This is a genomic window from Xanthomonas graminis pv. graminis, from assembly GCF_030168915.1.
GTDB lineage: Bacteria > Pseudomonadota > Gammaproteobacteria > Xanthomonadales > Xanthomonadaceae > Xanthomonas_A > Xanthomonas_A translucens.
Window position 1 is genome coordinate 4,629,531 of the sequence record NZ_CP076255.1, and the last position, 20,747, is coordinate 4,650,277.

Here is a 20,747-nt window from a genome sequence, read left to right on the forward strand (position 1 = left end):
CGATCGCTATACTAGCGCACCCCCTTTGCCGGCCTTTGCTGCATGCCCGTCTCCCGGTCCGTTCCGATCACGTTCCAGGGTCTGATCCAGACCCTCAACCAGTTCTGGGCGCAGCACGGCTGCGTGCTGATCCAACCGCTGGACCTGGAAGTGGGCGCCGGCACCTTCCACCCGGCCACGTTCCTGCGCGCGCTCGGCCCGGAGCCGTGGAACGCGGCCTACGTGCAGCCGTGCCGCCGTCCCACCGACGGCCGCTACGGCGAGAACCCGAACCGCCTGCAGCGCTACTACCAGTACCAGGTGGCGATGAAGCCGAACCCGGACAACATCCAGCAGCTGTACCTGGACTCGTTGCAGGCGCTGGGCATCGACCCGCTGGTGCACGATCTGCGCTTCGTCGAGGACAACTGGGAATCGCCCACGCTCGGCGCCTGGGGCCTGGGTTGGGAAGTGTGGCTCAACGGCATGGAGGTCACCCAGTTCACCTACTTCCAGCAGGCCGGCGGCCTGGAATGCAAGCCGGTGCTGGGCGAGATCACCTACGGCCTGGAGCGGTTGTGCATGTACCTGCAGAACTGCGACAACGTCTACGACCTGGTGTGGACCTACGGCCCGGACGGCGCGCCGGTGACCTACGGCGACGTCTACCACCAGAACGAGGTGGAGCAGAGCGCATACAACTTCGAGCACGCCGACGTGGCCGAACTGTTCCACCGCTTCGACGCCTGCGAGCGCGAAGCGCAGCGGCTGGTCGAGCTCGGCCTGCCGTTGCCGGCCTACGAGCAGGTGACCAAGGCCAGCCACGCCTTTAACCTGCTCGACGCGCGCCGCGCGATCTCGGTGACCGAACGCCAGCGCTACATCCTGCGCGTGCGCGCGCTGGCGCAGGCGGTGGCCAAGGCCTACCACGCGCAACGCGAGAAGCTGGGCTTCCCCGGCGTGAAGCGCTGAGGCTGCGGCCGATGCGGCCAAACAGCGAACTGCTCCTGGTCCTGGGGTGGCTGTGGTCGGCGCCGCTGGCGTTCGGCTATTTCTGCGCCTGGTGGGCGCAGCAGCACGGACGCAGCGCGCTGGGCTGGTTCCTGTTTGGATTCCTTTTGCTGCCGGTGGCTGGGCTATGGCTACTGGCGATCAATGGCGACGACCGCGATGGCCGCGGCAAGTCGAAAGACAAATCGATTGGGCGCGGCGACCTGCTGGCGACCCGTAAGGACGTGATATGAGCATGCATCCCCTGCTGATCGAACTGGGTACCGAGGAACTGCCGGTCAAGGCGCTGCCGGGCCTGGCGCAGGCCTTGTTCGATGGCGTGATCGCCGGGCTGGAGAAGCGCGGCATCGCGGTCGAACGCGGCGACGCCAAGCCGCTGTCCACCCCGCGGCGGCTGGCGGTGCTGCTGCCGGGCGTGGCCGCCGAGCAGCCGGAGCAGCGCTCGGAAGTGCTCGGCCCCTACCTCAACATTGCGCTGGACGGCGACGGCCAGCCGACCAAGGCGCTGGCCGGCTTCGCCGCCAAGGCCGGCATCGACTGGACCGCGCTTGAGCGCACCAGCGACGCCAAGGGCGAGCGTTTCGTGCACCGTGCGGTGACCGCGGGCGCGCAGACCGCCGCGCTGCTGCCGGAGATCCTGCGCGAGGCGATCGCGGCGATGCCGATCCCCAAGCCGATGCGCTGGGGCGACCACGACTACGGTTTCGCGCGGCCGGTGCACTGGCTGGTGCTGCTGTTCGGCAACGCCGTGGTGCCGGTGCAGCTGTTCGGCGTGCAGGCCGACCGCGTCAGCCGCGGCCACCGCTTCCTGCACGACGCGCCGGTCGCGCTGGCCCAGCCGGGCGACTACGTGGCCGCGCTGCAAGCCGCGCAGGTGCTGGTGGATCCGGACGCGCGCCGCGCGCGCATCGTCGCCGAGGTCGAGCAGGCCGCGCGCCAGGCCGGCGGCAGCGCGCGCATTTCCGACGACAACCTGGAGCAGGTGGTGAACCTGGTCGAATGGCCGTCGGCGGTGCTGTGCCATTTCGAACCGGCGTTCCTGGCGGTGCCGCAGGAAGCGCTGATCGAGACGATGGAGAGCAACCAGAAATTCTTCCCGGTGCTCGACGACGGCGGCAAGCTGACCGAGCACTTCATCGGCATCGCCAACATCGTTTCGCGCGACGTGGCCGAAGTGGCCAAGGGCTACGAGCGGGTGATCCGCCCGCGCTTCGCCGACGCCAAGTTCTTCTTCGACGAGGACCTCAAGCAGGGCCTGATCGCGATGGGCGAAGGCTTGGCCAGCGTGACCTACCAGGCCAGGCTCGGCAGCATCGCCGACAAGGTGCAGCGCGTGGCCGCGCTGGCCGAGGCGATCGCGCCGCTGGTCGGCGTGGACGCCGCGCAGGCGCGCCGCGCCGCCGAGTTGAGCAAGAACGACCTGCAGTCGCGCATGGTCAACGAGTTCCCCGAACTGCAGGGCATCGCCGGGCGCCACTACGCCAAGGCCGCCGGCGAGCCGGGCGAGATCGCGCTGGCGATCGACGAGGCCTACCAGCCGCGCTTCGCCGGCGACGACATCGCGCTGTCGCCGCTGGGCAAGGTGCTGGCGATTGCCGAGCGCCTGGACACGCTGGCCGGTGGCTTCGCCGCGGGGCTGAAGCCGACCGGCAACAAGGATCCGTTCGCGCTGCGGCGCAATGCGCTGGGGTTGGCACGGACGGTGATTGAGAGTGGGTTTGATGTGGATGTGCGCGGGTTGTTAGTACGCGCTTTGAATGCGGCATACAACGCTTTGATCAACAGTGCACCTCTCGAGCCCAAGGCGGTCAAGTCGCATCTCGGTGAAAGTGGTGTCACTGCAGAAGAAGTTCCTCCAGAAAATTCAAAAATCCAGGCGCGGCGATTCACCATTCCTGATCTGGCGCCCAAAAGCAGCGAGCTCTACGACTTCATCCTCGACCGCCTGCGCGGCTACTACGCCGACAAGGGCGTCCCGGCGACGCATTTCAATGCCGTGGCGGCCTTGTTCGCGGTCGCGGCTGAAGCCGCTCCTACAGGGAGCGCGGCGGTTTCTGTAGGAGCGGCTTCAGCCGCGATCGCCACCCACGGATCGCTCTACGACTTCGACCGCCGCATCGAGGCGATCGGCCTCTTCGCCACGCTGCCCGAGGCCGAGGCGCTGGCCGCGGCCAACAAGCGCATCCGCAACATCCTGCGCAAGGCCGACGGCGCGATCCCGGCGCAGATCGATGCGACCCTGCTGCGCGAACCGGCCGAAAGCGCACTGGCCGAAGCGGTGGAAGCGGCGATCGTGGAAACCGACGGTGCGCTGCGCCAGCACGACTACGTCACCGTGCTGAACTTCCTGGCGCGGCTGCGGCCGCAGGTGGACGCGTTCTTCGACGGGGTGATGGTCAACGTCGACGACCAAGAGCTGCGCGGCAACCGCCTGGCCCTGCTCAAGCGCCTGGGCGACCGCCTCGGCAGCGTCGCGGCGATCGAGCATCTGTCGTCGTAAGCCGCGCGGCGGATGAATGCATGTAGAGGCTGCGAAAGCAGCCTCTGCTTTTTCTGTGGGAGCGACTCTGGGTGGCCTTGGGCCATCAGTCGCGACGAACGAAGCCAGCGATCCCACAGCCAAGTGAAAAGTGTCGGGACTGACGTCCCTCCCAAAGTGCACCCGGCCGGCTACCGGCGAGCGCCAGCCAATCGGCTGCACTTGAAAGAGCCGCAGCCTCTGGCAACACCGCTTCTTGTGGGAGCGACTTCAGTCGCGACGAGCGACGCCGTAATCCTGCAATGTTGAGAAAAAGCGTCGGGGCTGAAGCCCCTCCTACAGTGCACTCGGCCGGCCATGTACAAGCACCTGTTTTTGAGCCCCTCTCCCCTCGGCCTGATTAGCGCTGTGTCTCAGCTGTCGTACGCAGTTGCTGCTCTGTGAGCCTTCCCGCGCCGGCCAGGGCACTGGCCAGGCGCGGCACCATGGCGGCCAGGTTGAAGCGGCGATTGAAGCGGTAGGCATGCGCATGCAGGTAGCGCGCGCCGTATTTGGGGAAGTCCACCGCATGGTGGGTGCCGCTAAGCGCCGTTTTGAGATTGCCCAGGATCGTATTGACCCAACGCAGACGAGGCTGCTGGACGCCTTTGCGGCCGCTTCCGGTCACGATGGCATCGTGGGTCAGGCCTGCCCAGCCCACACCGGTGAACGCTGTCAGCCCATCACTGACGACATGGGTGCCCGGTGCCAGTGCCTGCTGAGCCCACGTGTGCACGACGCTTCTTCGGAAGCTGGAGACCACATCCAGGCGGAGATAGCGCGGGCGCCCTTGATGCAGGGAAACCGCTGCAATAAACGGCACTTTATTGCGCCACTGCGGTTGGCCTGGACCACCGGCGCGTTCGCCGCCCAGATAGGCATCATCGATCTGGACCTCTCCGTCGAGCCGGCGTGACTGCTCACGATCGGCCATCGCCGACATCACTTTGTGCTTGATCCGCCATGCAGTGCGATAGCACACGCCCAGTTGCCGAGCCAGTTCCAGCGCAGCAATTCCGTTCTTGGCTTGGCTCACCAGATAGATGGCCAGCCACCACACCCGCAAGGGAAGCTTGGTGTCTGCCATGGGCGTGCCGGCGGTCAAGCTGGTCTGTACCCGGCAGCGCGCGCACTGCCACAGGTGCTGGCGTCCCCGCTCAAAGCCACTGGCATGCGTGTGTCCGCACTGCGGACACACGAAGCCATTGGGCCACCTGGCCTGAACCAAGGCCTCGACACATTGCGCCTCGGAGCCGTAGCGGCTCAGAAAAGCCGGAATCGAAAGCCCCTTTTGGAACTGGATCCGATTGAGCGTCATCGCCGTATCTCACTGAAGAACCTGCATTTCTAAACCAAGGCAGCATCACCAGCTGAGACACAGCGCTAATCAGGTCCCCTCGGGAGAAGGGTTGGGGGTGAGGGTACGGCGCGAAGCGTCTCGCTAGGTTTAGGTGCGCCAGGCTTCGCCCGTACCCTCATCCGCCCCTTCGGGACACCCTCCCCCGAAAAGGCAGCCGTGGTCCCAACGGGGGACGGGAAATACTTCACTCAGGCCTGCCACGCACAGTGCGACACACCACCGCCGCTACGAATCCCCACTTCCCAATCCACAATCCCCGCCTTCAATCGAACAATGCCTGGATCGCCGCCAGCCCCGCATTGGCGCGCTCCTTCTTGCGCTCGGCGTCGGCCACCGGGTCGGCGCCGTCGCGCTGCATTTCCTCGGCCGGGATCTCGGCGAAGAAGCGGCTGGGCTTGAGCCGGATGTGCTCGCCGAATTTGCGGGTCAGCTTGCTGTAGCTCATCCACAGCTGTTCCTTGGCGCGGGTGATGCCCACGTACAGCAGGCGCCGCTCTTCCTGCAGGTTGCCCTCCTCCAGGCTGACCTCGTGCGGCAGCACGCCGTCCTCGCAGCCGACGATGAACACGTAGCGGAACTCCAGGCCCTTGGACGCATGCATCGTCATCATCCGCACCTGGTTGCCGCCGTCGTCCTTGTCGTTGCGCGACAGCAGCGCCAGCTGCGCGGACAGGTCGCCGACGGTGGCGCCGCGCGGGCCGCCCTCGAACCATTTGGCCAGTTCTTCCAGGTTGCCGCGGCGGCGCTGGAAGGTGGCTTCGTCCTTGCACTGGCTGCGCAGTTCGCGGATCAGCCCGGACTGCTCGGCGAGCTGGCGCACCACGTCGGCCGAAGACAGGGTCAGCGCCGCGGTGCGCAACTCCTGCAGCGTATCGACGAAATCGCTCAGGCCGTTGGCCGCGCGCGGCGGCAACTGCTGCAGCGCACCCATCGACTCGGCCGCGCGCGACATCGGCAGATGCTTGGCCGACGCCAGTTCCGCCAGCTTGGCCAGCGAGGTCGCGCCGACCTCGCGCTTGGGCGCCTGCACCGCACGCAGGAACGCGGCATCGTCGTCGGGATTGACCAGCAGGCGCAGCCACGACAGCACATCCTTCACTTCCTGCCGTTCCAGGAACGCGGTGCCGCCGGTGATGTGGTACGGCACGCCGGCGATCTGCAAAGCCTTTTCCAGCGGCCGCGACTGGAAATTGCCGCGGAACAGGATGCAGAAATCGCTCCACGGCACCTGCTTGGCGGTGCCCAGGTAGGCGATCTCGGCGGCGACCTTCTCCGCCTCGTGCTCGCTGTCGCGGCATTCCCACACGCGGATGCGCTCGCCGTCGGCCTGGTCGCTCCACAGGGTCTTCAGGTGTTCGTGCGGGTTGTGCGCGATCAACGCATTGGCCGCGCGCAGCACGCGGTTGGAGCAGCGGTAGTTCTGCTCCAGCTTGACGATCTGCAGCGCCGGATAGTCGCGCCCCATCTGCATCAGGTTTTCCGGATTGGCGCCGCGCCAGGCGTAGATGCTCTGGTCGTCGTCGCCCACGCAGGTGAAGTTGCCGCGCGGGCCGGCCAGCATCGTCAGCAGCCGGTATTGCGCGTCGTTGGTGTCCTGGCTCTCGTCCACCAGCAGGTAGCCGATGCGCTCGCGCCAGGCCATGACGATGTCCTCGTTCTCCTCCAGCACCTGCACCGGCAGGCGGATCAGGTCGTCGAAGTCCACCGCGTTGAACGTGCTCAGCCGCGCCTGGTAGCGCTCGTACAGGCTGGCCGCTTCCTGCTCGCGGTTGCTGCGCGCCGCGGCCATCGCCTGCTCCGGCGACAGCCCGGCGTTCTTGGCGCGCGAGATCAGGTTCTTGGCGTCGTCGATCGCATCGGGCTTGGCGCCGTGCATCAGGTCCTTGATCTGCGCGGCGGCATCGTCGGCGTCGAAGATCGAGAAGCCGCGCTTCAGCCCGACCGCGGCGTGCTCGATCTGCAGGAATTTCAGCCCCAGCGCGTGGAAGGTGCAGATGGTCAGGCCGTCGGCGGCATCGCCACGGATGCGCTTGGCCACGCGCTCGCGCATTTCCTTGGCCGACTTGTTGGTGAAGGTGATCGCGGCGATGCGCTTGGCCGGGTAGCGGCCGGTGGCGATCAGGTGCGCGATCTTTTCCACGATCACGCGGGTCTTGCCGCTGCCGGCGCCGGCCAGCACCAGCAGCGGGCCTTCGCAATGCAGCACCGCGGCGCGTTGGGGGGGATTGAGACCGTGCATGAAGACTTCCCTGGGCCGCGCATTGTAACGGGCGCCGGCCTGCGCCGATGGCCGCGCCGCGGCGCCGGTGCTGAACCGGTTTTGCCGGCCGCTTGCGGCCTGCGGCGCGGCGCGCCGCCGCGCTAGAATCTGACCATGGCGAAACTGTATTTCTACTATTCGGCGATGAACGCCGGCAAGACCACCACGCTGCTGCAGTCGGCGCACAACTATCGCGAGCGCGGCATGCGCACCGCGATCCTGACCCCGCAGCTGGATCACCGCGACGGCAGCGGCGTGGTCGCCTCGCGCATCGGCTTGCGCGCGGACGGCAACACCTTCGTGGCGGACACCGACCTGCTGGCGCTGCTGCAGCACGCCATCGCCCGCGACGGCGCGCTGCATTGCGTGCTGGTGGACGAGGCGCAGTTCCTCAGCCGCGCGCAGGTCTGGCAGCTCAGCGAGGTGGTCGACCGGCTGCGCATCCCGGTGCTGTGCTACGGCCTGCGCACCGATTTCCGCGGCGAACTGTTCGAAGGCAGCCAGTACCTGCTGGCCTGGGCCGACGAGCTGCAGGAAATCAAGACCATCTGCCACACCGGCAGCAAGGCGACGATGACCGTGCGCGTGGACGCCGACGGCCACGCCGTGCAGGACGGCCCGCAGGTGGAGATCGGCGGCAACGAGCGCTACGTGTCGGTAAGCCGCGCCGAATTCAAGAAGATCATGCGCGGCGAAGGCCGCATCGACCCGTTGCAGATCGCACTGCGGCTGTAGCGCAGCGCGGAATCGGGCCTGCGCACGCAGGGCTCGCCCGGTCAGCGCTGGCCTTGGGCGCATGCGTAGGCGACCACGGCCGCGAGCGCGATGCACTGATCTGGTGCGGACAGCCGCCGCGTCAACACGGCGACAGGGCGCGGATGCGCCGACCATGAATGGCGATTGACGGCGCCTGCACGGCGTCCGCCGCATAGGCCATTCGTCTATGGATCGCCGCCGCAGCGCGCGGCTAAACTCTGCGGCGATCGTACTCATGGGAAGAGAGACATGCATCAGTTCAAGGAATATGCCGCCGCCGGCTGCACGGCGCTGGTCATTGCGGTTGCGCTGGCGCTGTCCGGCCCGGCTGCCGCCGCCGACAATGCCCGTACCTTCGACGACATTCCGGCGCAGGTGATGACCGACGGGTTCCTCGAAGCGCACCTGGACCTGTTCTATCGCCGCGCCGGTATCCGCGCCGACAAGAAGGGCGAGTTCGCCGAGGCAAAGAAGCACTACCTGCTCGCCGCGCGCTATGCGGACAAGCCGTCGCAGGCGCGGCTGGGCGAAATGTATTGGGAAGGCCAGGGCGTGGCGCAGGATCGGGCGCTGGGGTTCCTGTGGATGGCGCTGGCCTCCGAGCGCGGCTACGACGCCTTCACCACGCGCAAGATGGAGTACTGGAACCAGCTGACGCCCGAAGAGCGGCAGCGCGCGATCAAGCAGGACAAGAAGATGCTGGCCGAGTACGGCGACCAGGCGGCCAAGCCGCGCCAGGAAGCGGTGTTGCGGCGCGCAGCACCGGCAGCATGCTCGGCCACTCCGGCGCCTCCGGCGTGCAGATCAACGGCCCGCGCGGCGGCAGCATCGATCCGGAAGTGTTCTACGCCAAGGAATTCTGGGAACCGGCCGCGTACTGGAAATTGCAGGACCGGGTCTGGGACGGGCGCACGCCGGGCCGCGTGGATATCGGCGAGGTCGAGGACATCACCCAGGACACCGCGCCGAAGCCGCAGCAACCGGCCAAGCCCTGAGTGCGCCGCAACGCGCGATGCCGGACACGTCGCGCGTCGGGGCTGAAGCCCTCCCACAGTGCACCCGACGCGTTGACCGCAAGCTTTTGTAGGAGCGGCTTCAGCCGCGACGAGCGAAGCCAGCCACCGCGTAGCGCCGCGAGAAAGCGCAGGGACTGAAGTCTCTTCTACAGTGCACCCAGCACCTTGGCCGCGCGCTTTTGTGGGAGCGACTTCAGTCGCGACGTGCGCAGCGGCGGGCCTTCCGACTTCGGAAGTTGTCGCGGCTGAAGCCGCTCCTACAGTGCACCCAGCCGGCTATCCGCAGGCCATTGTAGGAGCGGCTTCAGCCGCGACGAGCGGAGCCGGGCACTGCACGCGGCGAGGCGCTGCGGCTGATGACGCGACAGCGCCGGCCACCCTCAATACAGCTTGCGCTCGGCCGCCGGCGGCGGCGTCCACTGGTACAGCCAGGTCTCGGTCAGCGGCTTGCCGCCGGCGCGCAGGAACAGGCGGATGTCGATCTGCTGGGTGCCCTCGTCCGGCGGCACCACGTCGAACATCGCGCGATAGCCGGAGAGTTCGTGCAGCGCCCGCGCCGAGACGATCTCGGTGCTGCCGCGGCTCAGCTGCAGCACCGCCTCGACCTTGGCGCCCTTGTCCTTACCGAGCCTGGCCAGTTCGCCGCCGACGAAGTCGACCACGAAGCGCCAGGAAAAATGGCTGCGCTTCTGCCCGACCACGCCGCCCAGGCCGGTGCGCGTAGCCACGCACAGCGCCAACGGCGAGGCCGCCGGCGGCTGCGCGCCCCAGTACAGCCGATAACCGAACAGCAACTCCTGCCCAGGCTGCGGCTTGTCCTGCGGATTCCAGAACGCGACGATGTTGTCGAAGGTCTCGTCGATGGTGGGAATCTCCACCAGCTGCACCGAGCCCTTGCCCCAGCCCTGCTTCGGCTCCACCCACAGGCACGGGCGCTTCTCGTAATACACGCCATCGTCGTGGTAATGGTCGAAGTTGCGGTCGCGCTGCAGCAGGCCGAAACCGCGCGGGTTCTCGTCGACGAACATGTTGAAGCGCAGATGCGGCGGATTGCACAGCGGTCGCCAGATCCACTCGCCGCCGCCGGTCCACATCGCCAGGCCGTCGGTGTCGTGGATTTCCGGACGCCAGTCCCAGTCCATGCGGCGGTCGTTCTCGCCGACCTGATACATGCTGGTGCACGGCCCCAGGCCCAGCCGCTCGATGGTCTTGCGCGGATACAGCGCGCTGTCGATATCCATCAGCAACACGTCGCCGTTGGTGATCGCGAAGCGGTAGGCGCCGGCCACGCTCGGCGAATCCAGCAGCGCGTACACCACCACGGTGTCCGAACCGGCCTTGGGCTGCTCCAGCCAATAGGCGATGAAGTCCGGGAATTCCTCCGGCCCACCGGTGCCGGTATCGATCGCCAGGCCGCGCGCGGACTGGCCGTACTGGCCTTCCTTGCCTACCGCGCGGAAATAGCTGGCGCCGAGGAACGCGGCGAAGTCGCGGTCGGTGTCCTGCTTGGTGTTGAGGCGGAAGCCGGCGAAGCCCAGTTCCTGGGGCAGGTGCTTGCCCTGCAGACCGCTCTTGCCGTAATCGAACGCGGCGCCGTCGTACGCCAGTTCCTGCGCCTGCCCGTCGACCAGGTCGAACATGTGCACCGGCGACTTGAAGTACAGGCCCAGGTGGAAGAACTTGGCCTGGAACTTCGACGCGTTGTCCACCGCCCACAACGCATGGTCCTGGCGGTAGCGGATCGACTGGTACTGGTCCCAGTTCAGCGATTCCAGCGGTCCCGGCAGCACCCGCTTGTGGCTCTGGTAGGGCGCCTGGGCCATGGCCCGGGCGTGGCCCTTGAGCCAGGCGTAGTCGAAGGGCTGCGGCTTGCCGAGGCGGCGCAGGCCGACCGCGGGCGCGGCCTGGCCGAGCATCGGTATCGCGGGCAGGCCCATGGCGGCGAAGGCGGCGGCGGCGTTCTTGAGGAAATCGCGTCGTTGCATGGGCCGTATCGAAACGGAAAGGGTGTCCATCATAGACAAGCAGCGTGAAACGCGAGGGCTAGGGCGCGGCACACGCGCCTTGCAGCGCCAGCGCTGCGGCGTGCCGGCACAGGAAGCTGCGCTGCTGCGCCGGGTCGTCGCCGCCGGCGTAGTCCAGCAACGTCCATTGCTCCTCGGCCTGCATGTTCTGGCCTGGCGCCAGGGTCCGGTATGGCGCGTGCACTTCCATTTCCAGCAGGCCGCCGCCCGCATCGGAGGCCGGCGCATCCAGGTAGAACTCGACCTGGCCCTGCTCGGGATGGATGCGTGCGCGAGGCTGATGCGAAAAGCGGATCACCCAGGCCTGGCCGCCGGCGAAGGCGGCGATCCAGCCCGCCGATGGCTGCAGCAGCAGTTTGCCGCGTTGTCCGGCGCTACCCGGCGGCGCGGCCGCCAGCGCCATCAGCCCGTCCTGCAGCACGTACTGCGGCGGCGCGTAGCCGGCGCCATCGCTGGGCTGCACGCGGATGTCGGCGGCCGCCGCGACCGGCACCAGCACCCGCGTAGCCGAACTCACCCGGGTGTTGAACCACAGATCCCAGGCCAGCGGGGTCTTGCGCACGTTGCGCGCCTGCACCTGCAGCAGCACGCTGTCGGCGCGCTGCGGCGACACGGCGAAGGTCTTGTGCAGCCGCACCCCGCTGACCGGGCTGTCCACGCCGCGCAGTTGCAGGCGCCGCGGCGCGCGCGCGGTGACGGTGGTGGTGGCGAAGCTCAGGTACGGGTCCGGCGGCCAGTTCGCATGCGCCGCGCGCCGCACCGGATTGGCGTGCTGGTGCTGCCACCAGGCGCTCTGCGGCCCGACCCAGACGTCGTGGCCGAAATACGGAATGTCGTCGGCCGCCGCACTGACCGTCGGCAGCGGCTGGCGCTGCACCGCAGCGCCGACCTTGATCAGGTTCGGCCCGTCGCTGCGCTGGAAGCCCAGCACGCGCCCGCCCAGGGTCGGGGTGACCGTGAGCCGGACCACGCCGTTGTCCATGACCCACGGCGCGTTCGCGTCGGCAGCGGTGGGCATTGCCGGCGTCGCGGCCCTGCCGGTCGCGCCTGCGCCCGCCAGCGCGAGCGCGAGCGCGCACGACTGCCACCGCACATTCTGCTTGTCGGTACGCATGACGGACCTGCGATCGAGGAAGGGAACCCGATTGTGGCGACTGCATGGCCGTGGCGACAGTGAGCCGGTGCGGGCGGCGAAATCGCTGCGGCAGGTGCCGCCGTTGCGCCGCTTCTCGGCGATGAGGTGACGGCAGCAACGGCAGGCTGCGAGGGACGCTGCGCCGGGAGCGACCGGCATCGCGTCGCCGCCCGGTCAGGACTCAGCGCGCAGCGGTCAACAGCGCCGGAACGCCGCACGCTGCACCCAGCGCCGCCACCTCGTGCGCCAGCGTGCCGCCCTTGTCCTCGTGGATCTCGGCAACGCGTTTGAGATCGCCGCCGCGCTTGCGGGTCAGGCGATTGCGCGCGTAATCCACCACCACGCTGCGCATCGCCGAGGCGGCGTAGGCGAAGACGTGCGCGCGGCCGTCGAAACGGGCCATGCCGTGCGCGCCGAGCAGCTTCAGATAGGACGCGTGGACCAGCGAGGTCGCATCAAGGGTCTGCGCCTGCTGCCCGGCCAACTGGCGCCGGACCATGCTGTGCAGTTCCTGGTAGAGCATGCTGAGCACGCGATCCAGCGCCGCGCGGTCGCCGCCGCGCGCGGCATCCAGCCACCCGGTGATCTCGGGGGCGATCTCTACCACGGCGGTCTCTCCTCCGGCCGGGAGTCGCGCGGACTATAGCGCGCGCCGGCGGCCAGGGGCGGCCGTCCGTCAGCGCTGGCAGCTCCCGCACCAGACGCTGGCGCGCTGGCCGATGCTGGCGTGGCGCAGCGGCCGCCCACAGCGCTTGCAGGCCTCGCCCTCGCGGCCGTAGACCGCCAGTTCCTGCTCGAAATAGCCGGGCGCCCCGTCCGGGCTGATGAAGTCGCGCAAGGTGGTGCCGCCGCGGCCGATGGCATAGCCGAGGATCGCCTTGGCCGCCTCGGCCAGCCGCGCATAGCGTGCCCGCGAGACCTCGCCGGCCTCGCGCAGCGGACTGATTCCTGCCTGGAACAGGCTTTCGGCGGCATAGATGTTCCCGACCCCGACCACGACGCGCTGGTCCATCAAGAACGTCTTGACCGGCGCGCTGCGGCCACGGCTGCGCCGAAACAGATAATCGCCGTCGAACTCGTCCGACAGCGGCTCCGGCCCCAGCTCCTCGAGCAGCGGGTGGACCTGGCCCGGCGCCTGCCACAGCAGGCAGCCGAAGCGGCGCGGATCGTTGAAGCGCAGCACGCGCCCGTCTTCCAGGCTGATATCGACGTGATCGTGCGCCCGCGGCGGCGTGTCCCCGGGCAACACCCGCAGGCTGCCGGACATCCCCAGGTGCAGCAGCGCGCTGCCGGCGTCGGTGTCCATCAGCAGGTATTTGGCGCGGCGGCGGATGCCATCGATGCGCTGCCCCGGCAGCAGCTGCGCCACCTCCGGCGGGATCGGCCAGCGCAGGTCCGGCCGCCGCAGGATCACGCCGTGGATGCGCCGCCCCAGCAGATGCGGCTCCAGGCCGCGTCGGGTGGTTTCCACTTCGGGGAGTTCGGGCATGGGCTGGGTGCTGGAGTGCGGTGGCGTGCGATCGACAAGCTTAGCCGGTGGAATCCGACGTTGTCGCCACACCCCACAGCGCCATTGGAAACTGGAGGTGGGCAGCAGCCATCCACGCTTGGTCGATTCCGGTTTTGCGTTTTTCACTGCGGCGGCGCCGCCAACTCCCTGGCGCTCAGGTACCCATCGCCATTGCTGTCCTGCTTGCGGAAGCGGGCAGTCAGGGTGGCCTGGTGCTGCGTACGGCTGATCGGCTTGCCGCGGCCGCCGGGGAGTTCGGCGGGGCTGAGCACGCCGTCGTGGTCGAGGTCGCGGGCGTCGAAGGCGTAGCTCATCCAGGCCAGGTATTCGTCCAGGCTGACGCGGCCGTCGCCGTCGCGGTCCATGCGTTGCAGATAGCTGCCGGTGGTATCGACGACTTGCGCGCTGACGGTGTCGATCGCCGCGCCGAGCGTGGCCAGCAGAACGAGCGCTGCCATGAACGACGAACGCCGCACGAGGCGGCGTTCGCGAAACGGCTGCGGGACACCGCGCCTCATGCCAACGCGTAGCCCTTCAGCCGGGCCGCATAGGCCTGCAGGGCGGCGATGCCGCTGGCCTCGGCGTCGTGGCACCAGGCCTGCAGTTGCTTCAGGCGTTCGCTGGCGTCGTGGCTGCGCGCTTCCAGCAGGGCGGCCAGGCGCGCGCGGTGTTCGACCAGGGTGCGCATGCGCGGGCGCTGCGCAACCCAGTGCTGCAGCTGTTCGCGCGCGTCCGGCTTGAGCCAGCGGCCGTCGTCGACCAAACCCTTGCGCAGGCGCCGCGGCAGCAGTTGGCGCAGCTTGGCGCCGGCCTGCGCGGCCTCTTCCTTCAGCGCCGGGGTGAAGACGTTGCGCTGGTAGTCGGTCATCGCCTGGAAGCGGTGCGAGAGCAGCGCGCGCAGGGTGTCGGCATCGGGCACGGCGATGTTCGGGCGCACGTCCAGGGTCGGCGCCACGCGCAGGATCTTGGCCAGGCGCAATGCGGCCAGCGCGCGGATCGCGACCCAGCCGATGTCCAGTTCCCAGCGCCGCATCGAGAAGCGCGCCGAACTCGGGAACGCGTGGTGGTTGTTGTGCAGTTCTTCGCCGCCGATCCACAGCGCCCACGGGGTCAGGTTGGTCGAGGTGTCGGCCGATTCGAAGTTGCGGTAGCCCCACCAGTGGCCGAGGCCGTTGACCACGCCGGCCGCCCAGAACGGGATCCAGGCCATCTGCAACGCCCACAGGGCGATGCCGGGAAGGCCGAACAGCAGGAAGTTGAAGGCGAACAGGGCGATCGGCCCCCAGTTCGCGTGCGCGGTGTACAGGCGGCGCTCGATCCAATCGTCGGGGGCGCCCTTGCCGTACTGCTCGATGTCGCCGCGCATGGCGCGCGCTTCGCGGTACAGCTCCACGCCGCGCCAGAACACGCGGCCGATGCCCTTGGTCTGCGGGCTGTGCGGATCCTCGTCGGTCTCGACCTTGGCGTGGTGCTTGCGATGGATCGCCACCCACTCCTTGGTGATCATCGAGGTGGTGAACCAGGTCCAGAAGCGGAAGAAGTGCGACAGCAGCGGATGGAAATCGACGCCGCGATGCGCCTGGCTGCGGTGCAGGTACAAGGTCACCGCGAAGATGGTCAGCTGGGTGAACACCAACAGCACCGCCAGCATGCCCCACCAGCCGACGTCGAGCATGCCGGTGGTGAGGAAGTCGAGGATCGCGTCGGACATTGCCAGAACTCCAGGCCGGTGAAGGCGTGCGCCAGGTTGGTATGGAGACATGATGGGGGCAGTGGCGGCAAACTTCACCCATCGCCTGCGTACGGTATTCAGCCGCTGCGCGCTCTTGATCTCAGAACGGTTTCACTTCCATGTCCGTCGCCATCCCCGATGCAACTCCCATGCCGGCCGCCGCGCCGCTGATCGAACTGGACCGCGCCAGCGTGGTGCGCGGCCAGGTGCGCGTGCTGCACGAACTGAGCCTGCGCATCGCGCTCGGCCAGCACACCGCGATCCTCGGCCCGAACGGCTGCGGCAAATCCTCGTTCATCAAGCTGATCACGCGCGAGCTGTATCCGCTGGCGCGCGCCGGCGAAGCCGCCCCCGTGCGGGTGCTGGGGCAGAGCCGCTGGCAGGTGGACCGGCTGCGCAGCCAGTTGGGCATCGTCAGCGGCGACCTCAGCGTCAATCTCGCCGACATGCCTGGGCTGGACGTGGAGAGCGCGGTGCTGTCCGGGTTCTTCGCCAGCTACGTGGTGCCGCCGCATCGCGAGGTGACCCAGGCCATGCGCGACCGCGCACGCGAGGCGCTGCAGCTGGCGCATGCATTGCCGCTGCTGCAGCGGCCGTATGCGGAGCTGTCGGCCGGCGAGACCCGGCGCGTGCTGATCGCGCGCGCGCTGGTCAACCGGCCGCAGGCGCTGCTGCTGGACGAACCCAGCACCGGGCTGGATCTGATCGCGCGCCAGCACCTGCTGGCGACGATGCGCGGCCTCGCACACCAGGGCATCACCCTGGTGCTGGTGACCCACCACATCGAGGAGATCGTGCCGGAGATCGAGCGGGTGATCCTCCTGCGTGGCGGTCACGTGTATGCCGATGGCAGGCGCGATGAACTGCTGGCCGATGCGCCGTTGTCGGCAGTGTTCGGCGGCCCGGTGCGGGTGCGCCGCGACGGCGCGACCTATAGCGCGCGCGTGGCCGAACTGGAGTGAATCGTGCGCGGACAGGCGCGCGGCAGCGGCGCGGACCCGTCCCCGCTCAATGCGCCAGCGGGCACGGAGCGGACATGGTGCTTACCTTGAGATAATCAGGGGCGGGAAAAGTGCCGTGTGTATCGCCCTGCGGCGATCTCTACCAGGCACCTGATTGCTTTTTTAGACCGCCACAGTCCGCTGCCCTGCTGCGCCGTTTGACCGACAGCGGCCTATGCTCGGAATGAACGACGACGGCCATCCACCGCGACGAACGTGTCCGCGGCGATGCCGGGAACGCCCGCCTGGTCGGCCAGGCTGCAAACGCATGACGTGGCAGGACGAACGCCCACAGCGGGCCTCACTTGCCGATGCAGAAGCTGGAGAAGATCCGCCCCAGCAAATCGTCGGCGCTGAGATGGCCGACGATCTCGCCCAGTGCGGCGTGCGCCAGGCGCAGTTCCTCGGCAGCCAGTTCCAGCCGCTCGTAGCCCAGTTCGGCGGCCGCGGCCGCGGCGTGTTCTGCGGCGCGCTGCAAGGCCTCCACGTGGCGCGCGCGCGCGGAGAATTCGCCATCGCTGCCGTCGCCGGCGGCCTGCCCGGCGATCGCACGCAGGCACGCGTGCAGCCGTCCGAGACCGCTGCCGGTGCTGGCGGAAACGTAGACGCTGTCGCCTGTGGACTCGGGCACGGCGTCGAGCAGGTCGCTCTTGTTGTGGATCCACAGCCGCTGCGGCACGTCGGCGATGGCCTCGGCGATCGCGGCGCGGCCAGCGTCCGCAGCGCGCGCGTCGAGCACGATCAGCGCCAGGTCGGCGCGCTGCAGCTCCAGTCGCGCGCGGCGCATGCCTTCGCGCTCGATCGCATCGCCGCCATCGCGCAGGCCGGCGGTGTCGACCAGGGTCAGTTCCACGCCGTCCAGGCGCACGGTCTCGCGCAAGGTGTCGCGGGTGGTGCCGGCGATGTCGGTGACGATGGCGCGTTCGCTGCCGGCCAGCGCGTTGAGCAACGAACTCTTGCCGGCATTCGGCGGCCCCACCAGCACCGCGTGCAGGCCGTCGCGCAGGCGCCGGCCGCGCTCGGCGTCCAGCAGCAGCTGCGCCAGGTCCGCGCGCGCCTGCGCCAGACCGGCGCGGACCTGGTCGCCGCCGAGCGTGTCCAGCGATTCGTCGGCGAAATCGATCGCCGCCTCGGTGTGGATGCGCAACCGCAGCAGCTGCTCGGCCAGGGCCTCGACGCGGCGCGAGAACACCCCGTCCAGCGATCGGCGCGCCGCGCGCGCCGCGCGCAGGTCGCCGGCAGCGATCAGATCGGCGATCGCCTCGGCCTGGGCCAGGTCCAGTTTGCGGTTGAGGAACGCGCGCGCGCTGAACTCGCCCGGCCGCGCCGGCCGCGCGCCGAGTTCGCAGCAGCGCACCACCAGTTGCCGCAACAGCACCGGGCTGCCGTGCGCCTGCAGTTCCAGCACGTCCTCGCCGGTGAAACTGCGCGGCGCCGGGAACCACAGCGCGATGCCGTCGTCGAGCGTCTGCCCATGCGCATCGCGAAAGCGCGCATAGCGCGCCGTGCGCGGCGGCAGCGCGCCCAGGCCGAGGCCGGTACCGATCGCCGCGGCCAGGCGCCCGGACACGCGCACCACGCCGACGCCGCCCGCACCTGGGGCGGTGGCGATGGCGGCGATGGTATCGGCAGCGTGCGGCATGGCGAAGAAGGTCCCGGCGGCGCTGCAGGCTACAACGTCTGCAGCTGGCTGCGCGCGTAGGCCGCCGAGGCATCGCTCGGTTGCAGTTCCAGAGAGGTGGCAGGACAGGCGAGCGCGCAGTGCCGCGGCCGCATACGCAACGCCCGCCTGGCGGCGGGCGTTGTTGAATCTACTTCTTGGTCTTGGCCGGTGGTTTGGCGCTGGCGCCCGCAGTGGCCGCCTCGCCGTGACGCTTGGTCATCCACCACTGCTGCAACAGACCCAGCGAACCGTTGGTGACCCAGTACAGCACCAGGCCCGACGGCACGAAGGCCATCATCACGCCGAACACCAGCGGCATGAACTGCATCATCCGCGCCTGCATCGGGTCCATGCCCGGCGACGGCGTCAGCTTCTGCGTCAGCCACATCACCGCCACGTTGATCACCGGCAGGATGAAGTACGGATCGCGTGCGGTCAGGTCCTGGATCCAGGCGAACCACGGCGCCTGGCGCAGCTCCACCGATTCCACCAGCACCCAGTACAGCGCGAAGAAGATCGGCATCTGCACCAGCACCGGCAGGCAGCCGCCCATCGGATTGATCTTCTCCTTCTTGTACAGCTCCATCATCGCGGTCTGGAACTTCTGCTTGTCGTCGCCGTAGCGTTCCTTGAGCTGCTGGATGCGCGGCTGGAACTTGCGCATCTTGGCCATGCTCTTGTACTGCGCGGCCGACAGCGGATACAGCATCAGCTTGAGCAGGATCACCAGGCCGACGATCGACCAGCCCCAGTTGCCGAGCAGGGTGTGCACATGGCTGAGGATCCAGAACAGGCCCTGTCCCAACAATGCGGGCAGCGTGTAGCGGCTGTAATCGACCACGCGATCCAGTCCCTTCACCTGCTCTTTAGCAATCTGATTAACCAGCTTGGGGCCGATCCACAGCCGCGCCTCAGTACTAGCGCGTCCACCCGGCGCGACGGTAAAACCTGGGCCACGCACTTCGACCACATGCCGCGGGCCATCATTCGATAGCACGAACAGCGCATCCTGATCGGCCTGCGGGATCCAACTGGTGAAGAAGTGATGCTGCAACACCGCGATCCAACCGCCCTTGATGGTCTGGTTGAGCGGACCGTCTTCCAGGAAATCCTTGAACGCACGGCGCTGGTAGCCGTCCTGCGCGCTGAACCAGGTGGCGCCGTTGAAGCTGAAGGAATCCGGGTTGGTCATGCCGCGGCTGACGATGGTCGGCACCCGGCTCAGCTTGCGGAACACGTAGCCCTGCCAGGGCTTGCTGCCCTGGTTGATGATCTCGTCCTTGATCTGCACCGCGTAGTGGCCGCGCTGCACGGTGTAGACGCGGCGAATGGTGATGCCATCCGGGCCGTTCCATACGAACGGCACCTGCAACGCGTCCTGACCCTTGGCCAGCACGTAGTCCTTGCCCGACTGCTCGGGGCGGAAGCCGCCTAGGCCCGGCGACGGCGCGTTGTTTTCGCCGACCCAGCCGCTGGTGGCGGTATACGGATGCACCGGGTCCTCGGTCAGCAGCGCCACCGGCGGGCTGCCGGGCTGCTTGGTCTGCGGGAACAGCAGCAGATCCGCATCGAACACGCTGCGCCCGTCCAGGGTCAGGTGCAGCACGTCGGTGGTGATGGTGACCCGCGGCGCGGCGCTGGCGGCGGCTGGCGCGGCGGTCTCGCTGGCGGCGCCGGGCACGACTGCAGCGCCGGATTCGGTGGCGCGCGGCACGGCCGGGGTGGCGCTGGCGCCGGCATCGGCGTCCTGCGCGGGCGGCACCGTGGTCGTGGCCGCAATGGCGGTCGCATCGGCCGCAGGCGCGGCGTGCTCCTTGTTCCACTCCATCCACAACAGGGCCGCGACCATCAGCCAGGCAAAGATCAGGAAAAGGCGGGTCTGGTTCATCGGACAGGCAAGCTCGGCTCAGCCAGAAACGGGTTCTGACTTGGAAGTGGGGGAAGAAGGAGGCAGGGGCGGCGGCATTGTGCCGTCCGCAGCCGGGGCCGGCAATGCACCAGCGCGACGCAGCAGGCGCAGATAGGCCTGACGCAGCTGTTCGCCGCTGGCCTGGGCGGCGGCGCTGCGCGCCACCACCACATAGTCGCCCGGCGCCAGCCACGGCAACAGATGCCGCGTGGCGTCGCGCAGGACGCGTTTGATGCGATTGCGGACCACGGCGCGCTTGTCGACCTTGCGCGACACGGCCAAGCCGAGCCGCGCGGGGTGGTCCGCGCTGCGCCAGTGCAGGCTCATCAGCGGTTCGGAGCAGCGGCGTGCGGCATCGAACACGACGCGGTATTCCGCAGACGTGCGGACCCGCGCAGAGCGAGGAAATCGCCTACGCGGGTCGGGATGATTCACGGTCCGGATTGCAGGCGCCGCCTGGGGCGGCGACGCAATCAAGCGCTAAGGCGCTTGCGGCCCTTGGCGCGGCGACGGGCCAGGATCTTGCGGCCGTCGGCGGTGGCCATCCGGGCACGGAAGCCGTGGTCGCGCTTGCGCTTGAGGTTGCTGGGCTGGAATGTGCGCTTGGTGGCCATCGGGGCGCTCTGTTCTGAATGAGGCGGAAAGAACCGGAAATTCTATAGAACCAACCGGGGTGCGGTCAACTGCTCTTTCACCGGCGCCGAGAGGGGCGCCACGCGCAGCCTGTGGATGAATCTGTGAATAGATGCGGGAAAACCATTCCCGACCCCGCGTGCCGATGGTAGTCTGGCCCATCTGCTTTCCTCTTTTCACCGGCCGAGTGCGCCGCGATGTTTCGCGCCTCACGCCTGGTCTCTCAATGAATTACATCTG

At 68.4% G+C, this 20,747-nt stretch carries 18 protein-coding genes; 6 read left to right on the top strand and 12 right to left on the bottom strand.

The window, feature by feature from the left end; translation table 11 throughout:
- The first annotated feature begins 42 nt into the window (after window positions 1–42).
- From glyQ to glyS, 3 genes are read left to right on the top strand one after another with little or no spacing between them, the layout of a single operon-like run.
- Complete coding sequence (gene glyQ / locus KHF85_RS20005) at window positions 43–951, top strand: glycine--tRNA ligase subunit alpha (RefSeq protein ID WP_003469925.1); 909 nt, start codon at window positions 43–45, stop codon at window positions 949–951.
- A gap of 11 nt (window positions 952–962) precedes the next feature.
- The gene (locus tag KHF85_RS20010; RefSeq protein ID WP_284568014.1) at window positions 963–1,223 is read left to right on the top strand and encodes a hypothetical protein; all 261 of its coding nucleotides are present in this window, start codon (window positions 963–965) and stop codon (window positions 1,221–1,223) included.
- Entirely contained in the window at window positions 1,220–3,490 is a 2,271-nt protein-coding gene (gene glyS / locus KHF85_RS20015; protein WP_284568015.1) for a glycine--tRNA ligase subunit beta, read from the top strand. The genes KHF85_RS20010 and glyS overlap by 4 nt, the downstream gene beginning before the upstream one ends.
- Before the next feature lie 379 nt (window positions 3,491–3,869).
- On the opposite strand, the gene KHF85_RS20020 is transcribed toward glyS, so the two are convergent.
- Both KHF85_RS20020 and KHF85_RS20025 read right to left on the bottom strand, forming a co-directional pair.
- Window positions 3,870–4,826, bottom strand: a complete 957-nt coding sequence (locus KHF85_RS20020; RefSeq protein WP_284566649.1) for an IS1595 family transposase — start codon at window positions 4,824–4,826, stop codon at window positions 3,870–3,872.
- 304 nt (window positions 4,827–5,130) lie between these two features.
- Window positions 5,131–7,107 carry a UvrD-helicase domain-containing protein gene (locus KHF85_RS20025; protein ID WP_053836193.1) on the bottom strand — a complete coding sequence of 659 codons (1,977 nt, stop codon included), beginning with the start codon at window positions 7,105–7,107 and terminating at the stop codon, window positions 5,131–5,133.
- 135 nt (window positions 7,108–7,242) lie between these two features.
- Here KHF85_RS20025 and KHF85_RS20030 point away from each other — a divergent pair, with 135 nt between their 5' ends.
- A complete protein-coding gene (locus tag KHF85_RS20030; protein ID WP_284568016.1) occupies window positions 7,243–7,863 on the top strand; it encodes a thymidine kinase in 621 nt (206 codons plus the stop codon).
- A gap of 270 nt (window positions 7,864–8,133) precedes the next feature.
- Window positions 8,134–8,925 carry an SEL1-like repeat protein gene (locus KHF85_RS20035; RefSeq protein WP_284568017.1) on the top strand — a complete coding sequence of 264 codons (792 nt, stop codon included), beginning with the start codon at window positions 8,134–8,136 and terminating at the stop codon, window positions 8,923–8,925.
- Window positions 8,926–9,280: 355 nt separating this feature from the next.
- Here the strand turns inward: KHF85_RS20035 and KHF85_RS20040 are convergent, their stop codons facing one another.
- From KHF85_RS20040 to KHF85_RS20065, 6 genes are all read right to left on the bottom strand, one after another.
- A complete protein-coding gene (locus tag KHF85_RS20040; protein WP_284568018.1) occupies window positions 9,281–10,885 on the bottom strand; it encodes a glucan biosynthesis protein in 1,605 nt (534 codons plus the stop codon).
- A 58-nt stretch (window positions 10,886–10,943) separates the two neighbouring features.
- A complete protein-coding gene (locus KHF85_RS20045) occupies window positions 10,944–11,906 on the bottom strand; it encodes a DUF4380 domain-containing protein (protein ID WP_409976721.1) in 963 nt (320 codons plus the stop codon).
- Between the two features lie 334 nt (window positions 11,907–12,240).
- Entirely contained in the window at window positions 12,241–12,666 is a 426-nt protein-coding gene (locus KHF85_RS20050) for an ECF-type sigma factor (protein ID WP_284568020.1), read from the bottom strand.
- A 69-nt stretch (window positions 12,667–12,735) separates the two neighbouring features.
- The gene (mutM, locus tag KHF85_RS20055; RefSeq protein WP_284568021.1) at window positions 12,736–13,548 is read right to left on the bottom strand and encodes a bifunctional DNA-formamidopyrimidine glycosylase/DNA-(apurinic or apyrimidinic site) lyase; all 813 of its coding nucleotides are present in this window, start codon (window positions 13,546–13,548) and stop codon (window positions 12,736–12,738) included.
- Between the two features lie 143 nt (window positions 13,549–13,691).
- Window positions 13,692–14,027, bottom strand: a complete 336-nt coding sequence (locus KHF85_RS20060) for an EF-hand domain-containing protein (protein ID WP_284568022.1) — start codon at window positions 14,025–14,027, stop codon at window positions 13,692–13,694.
- A gap of 56 nt (window positions 14,028–14,083) precedes the next feature.
- Window positions 14,084–15,280 carry a DesA family fatty acid desaturase gene (locus tag KHF85_RS20065; RefSeq protein WP_284568023.1) on the bottom strand — a complete coding sequence of 399 codons (1,197 nt, stop codon included), beginning with the start codon at window positions 15,278–15,280 and terminating at the stop codon, window positions 14,084–14,086.
- Window positions 15,281–15,420: 140 nt separating this feature from the next.
- Here KHF85_RS20065 and KHF85_RS20070 point away from each other — a divergent pair, with 140 nt between their 5' ends.
- The gene (locus KHF85_RS20070) at window positions 15,421–16,263 is read left to right on the top strand and encodes an ABC transporter ATP-binding protein (protein ID WP_284568024.1); all 843 of its coding nucleotides are present in this window, start codon (window positions 15,421–15,423) and stop codon (window positions 16,261–16,263) included.
- Between the two features lie 340 nt (window positions 16,264–16,603).
- On the opposite strand, the gene mnmE is transcribed toward KHF85_RS20070, so the two are convergent.
- From mnmE to rpmH, 4 genes are all read right to left on the bottom strand, one after another.
- Complete coding sequence (mnmE, locus tag KHF85_RS20075; protein WP_284568025.1) at window positions 16,604–17,944, bottom strand: tRNA uridine-5-carboxymethylaminomethyl(34) synthesis GTPase MnmE; 1,341 nt, start codon at window positions 17,942–17,944, stop codon at window positions 16,604–16,606.
- Window positions 17,945–18,113: 169 nt separating this feature from the next.
- A complete protein-coding gene (gene yidC / locus KHF85_RS20080; RefSeq protein WP_284568026.1) occupies window positions 18,114–19,853 on the bottom strand; it encodes a membrane protein insertase YidC in 1,740 nt (579 codons plus the stop codon).
- A gap of 18 nt (window positions 19,854–19,871) precedes the next feature.
- On the bottom strand, window positions 19,872–20,309 hold the full coding sequence (gene rnpA, locus KHF85_RS20085; RefSeq protein WP_081274997.1) for a ribonuclease P protein component: 438 nt from the start codon (window positions 20,307–20,309) through the stop codon (window positions 19,872–19,874).
- A 38-nt stretch (window positions 20,310–20,347) separates the two neighbouring features.
- The gene (gene rpmH, locus KHF85_RS20090) at window positions 20,348–20,488 is read right to left on the bottom strand and encodes a 50S ribosomal protein L34 (protein ID WP_003469983.1); all 141 of its coding nucleotides are present in this window, start codon (window positions 20,486–20,488) and stop codon (window positions 20,348–20,350) included.
- Between the last annotated feature and the right edge of the window lie 259 nt (window positions 20,489–20,747).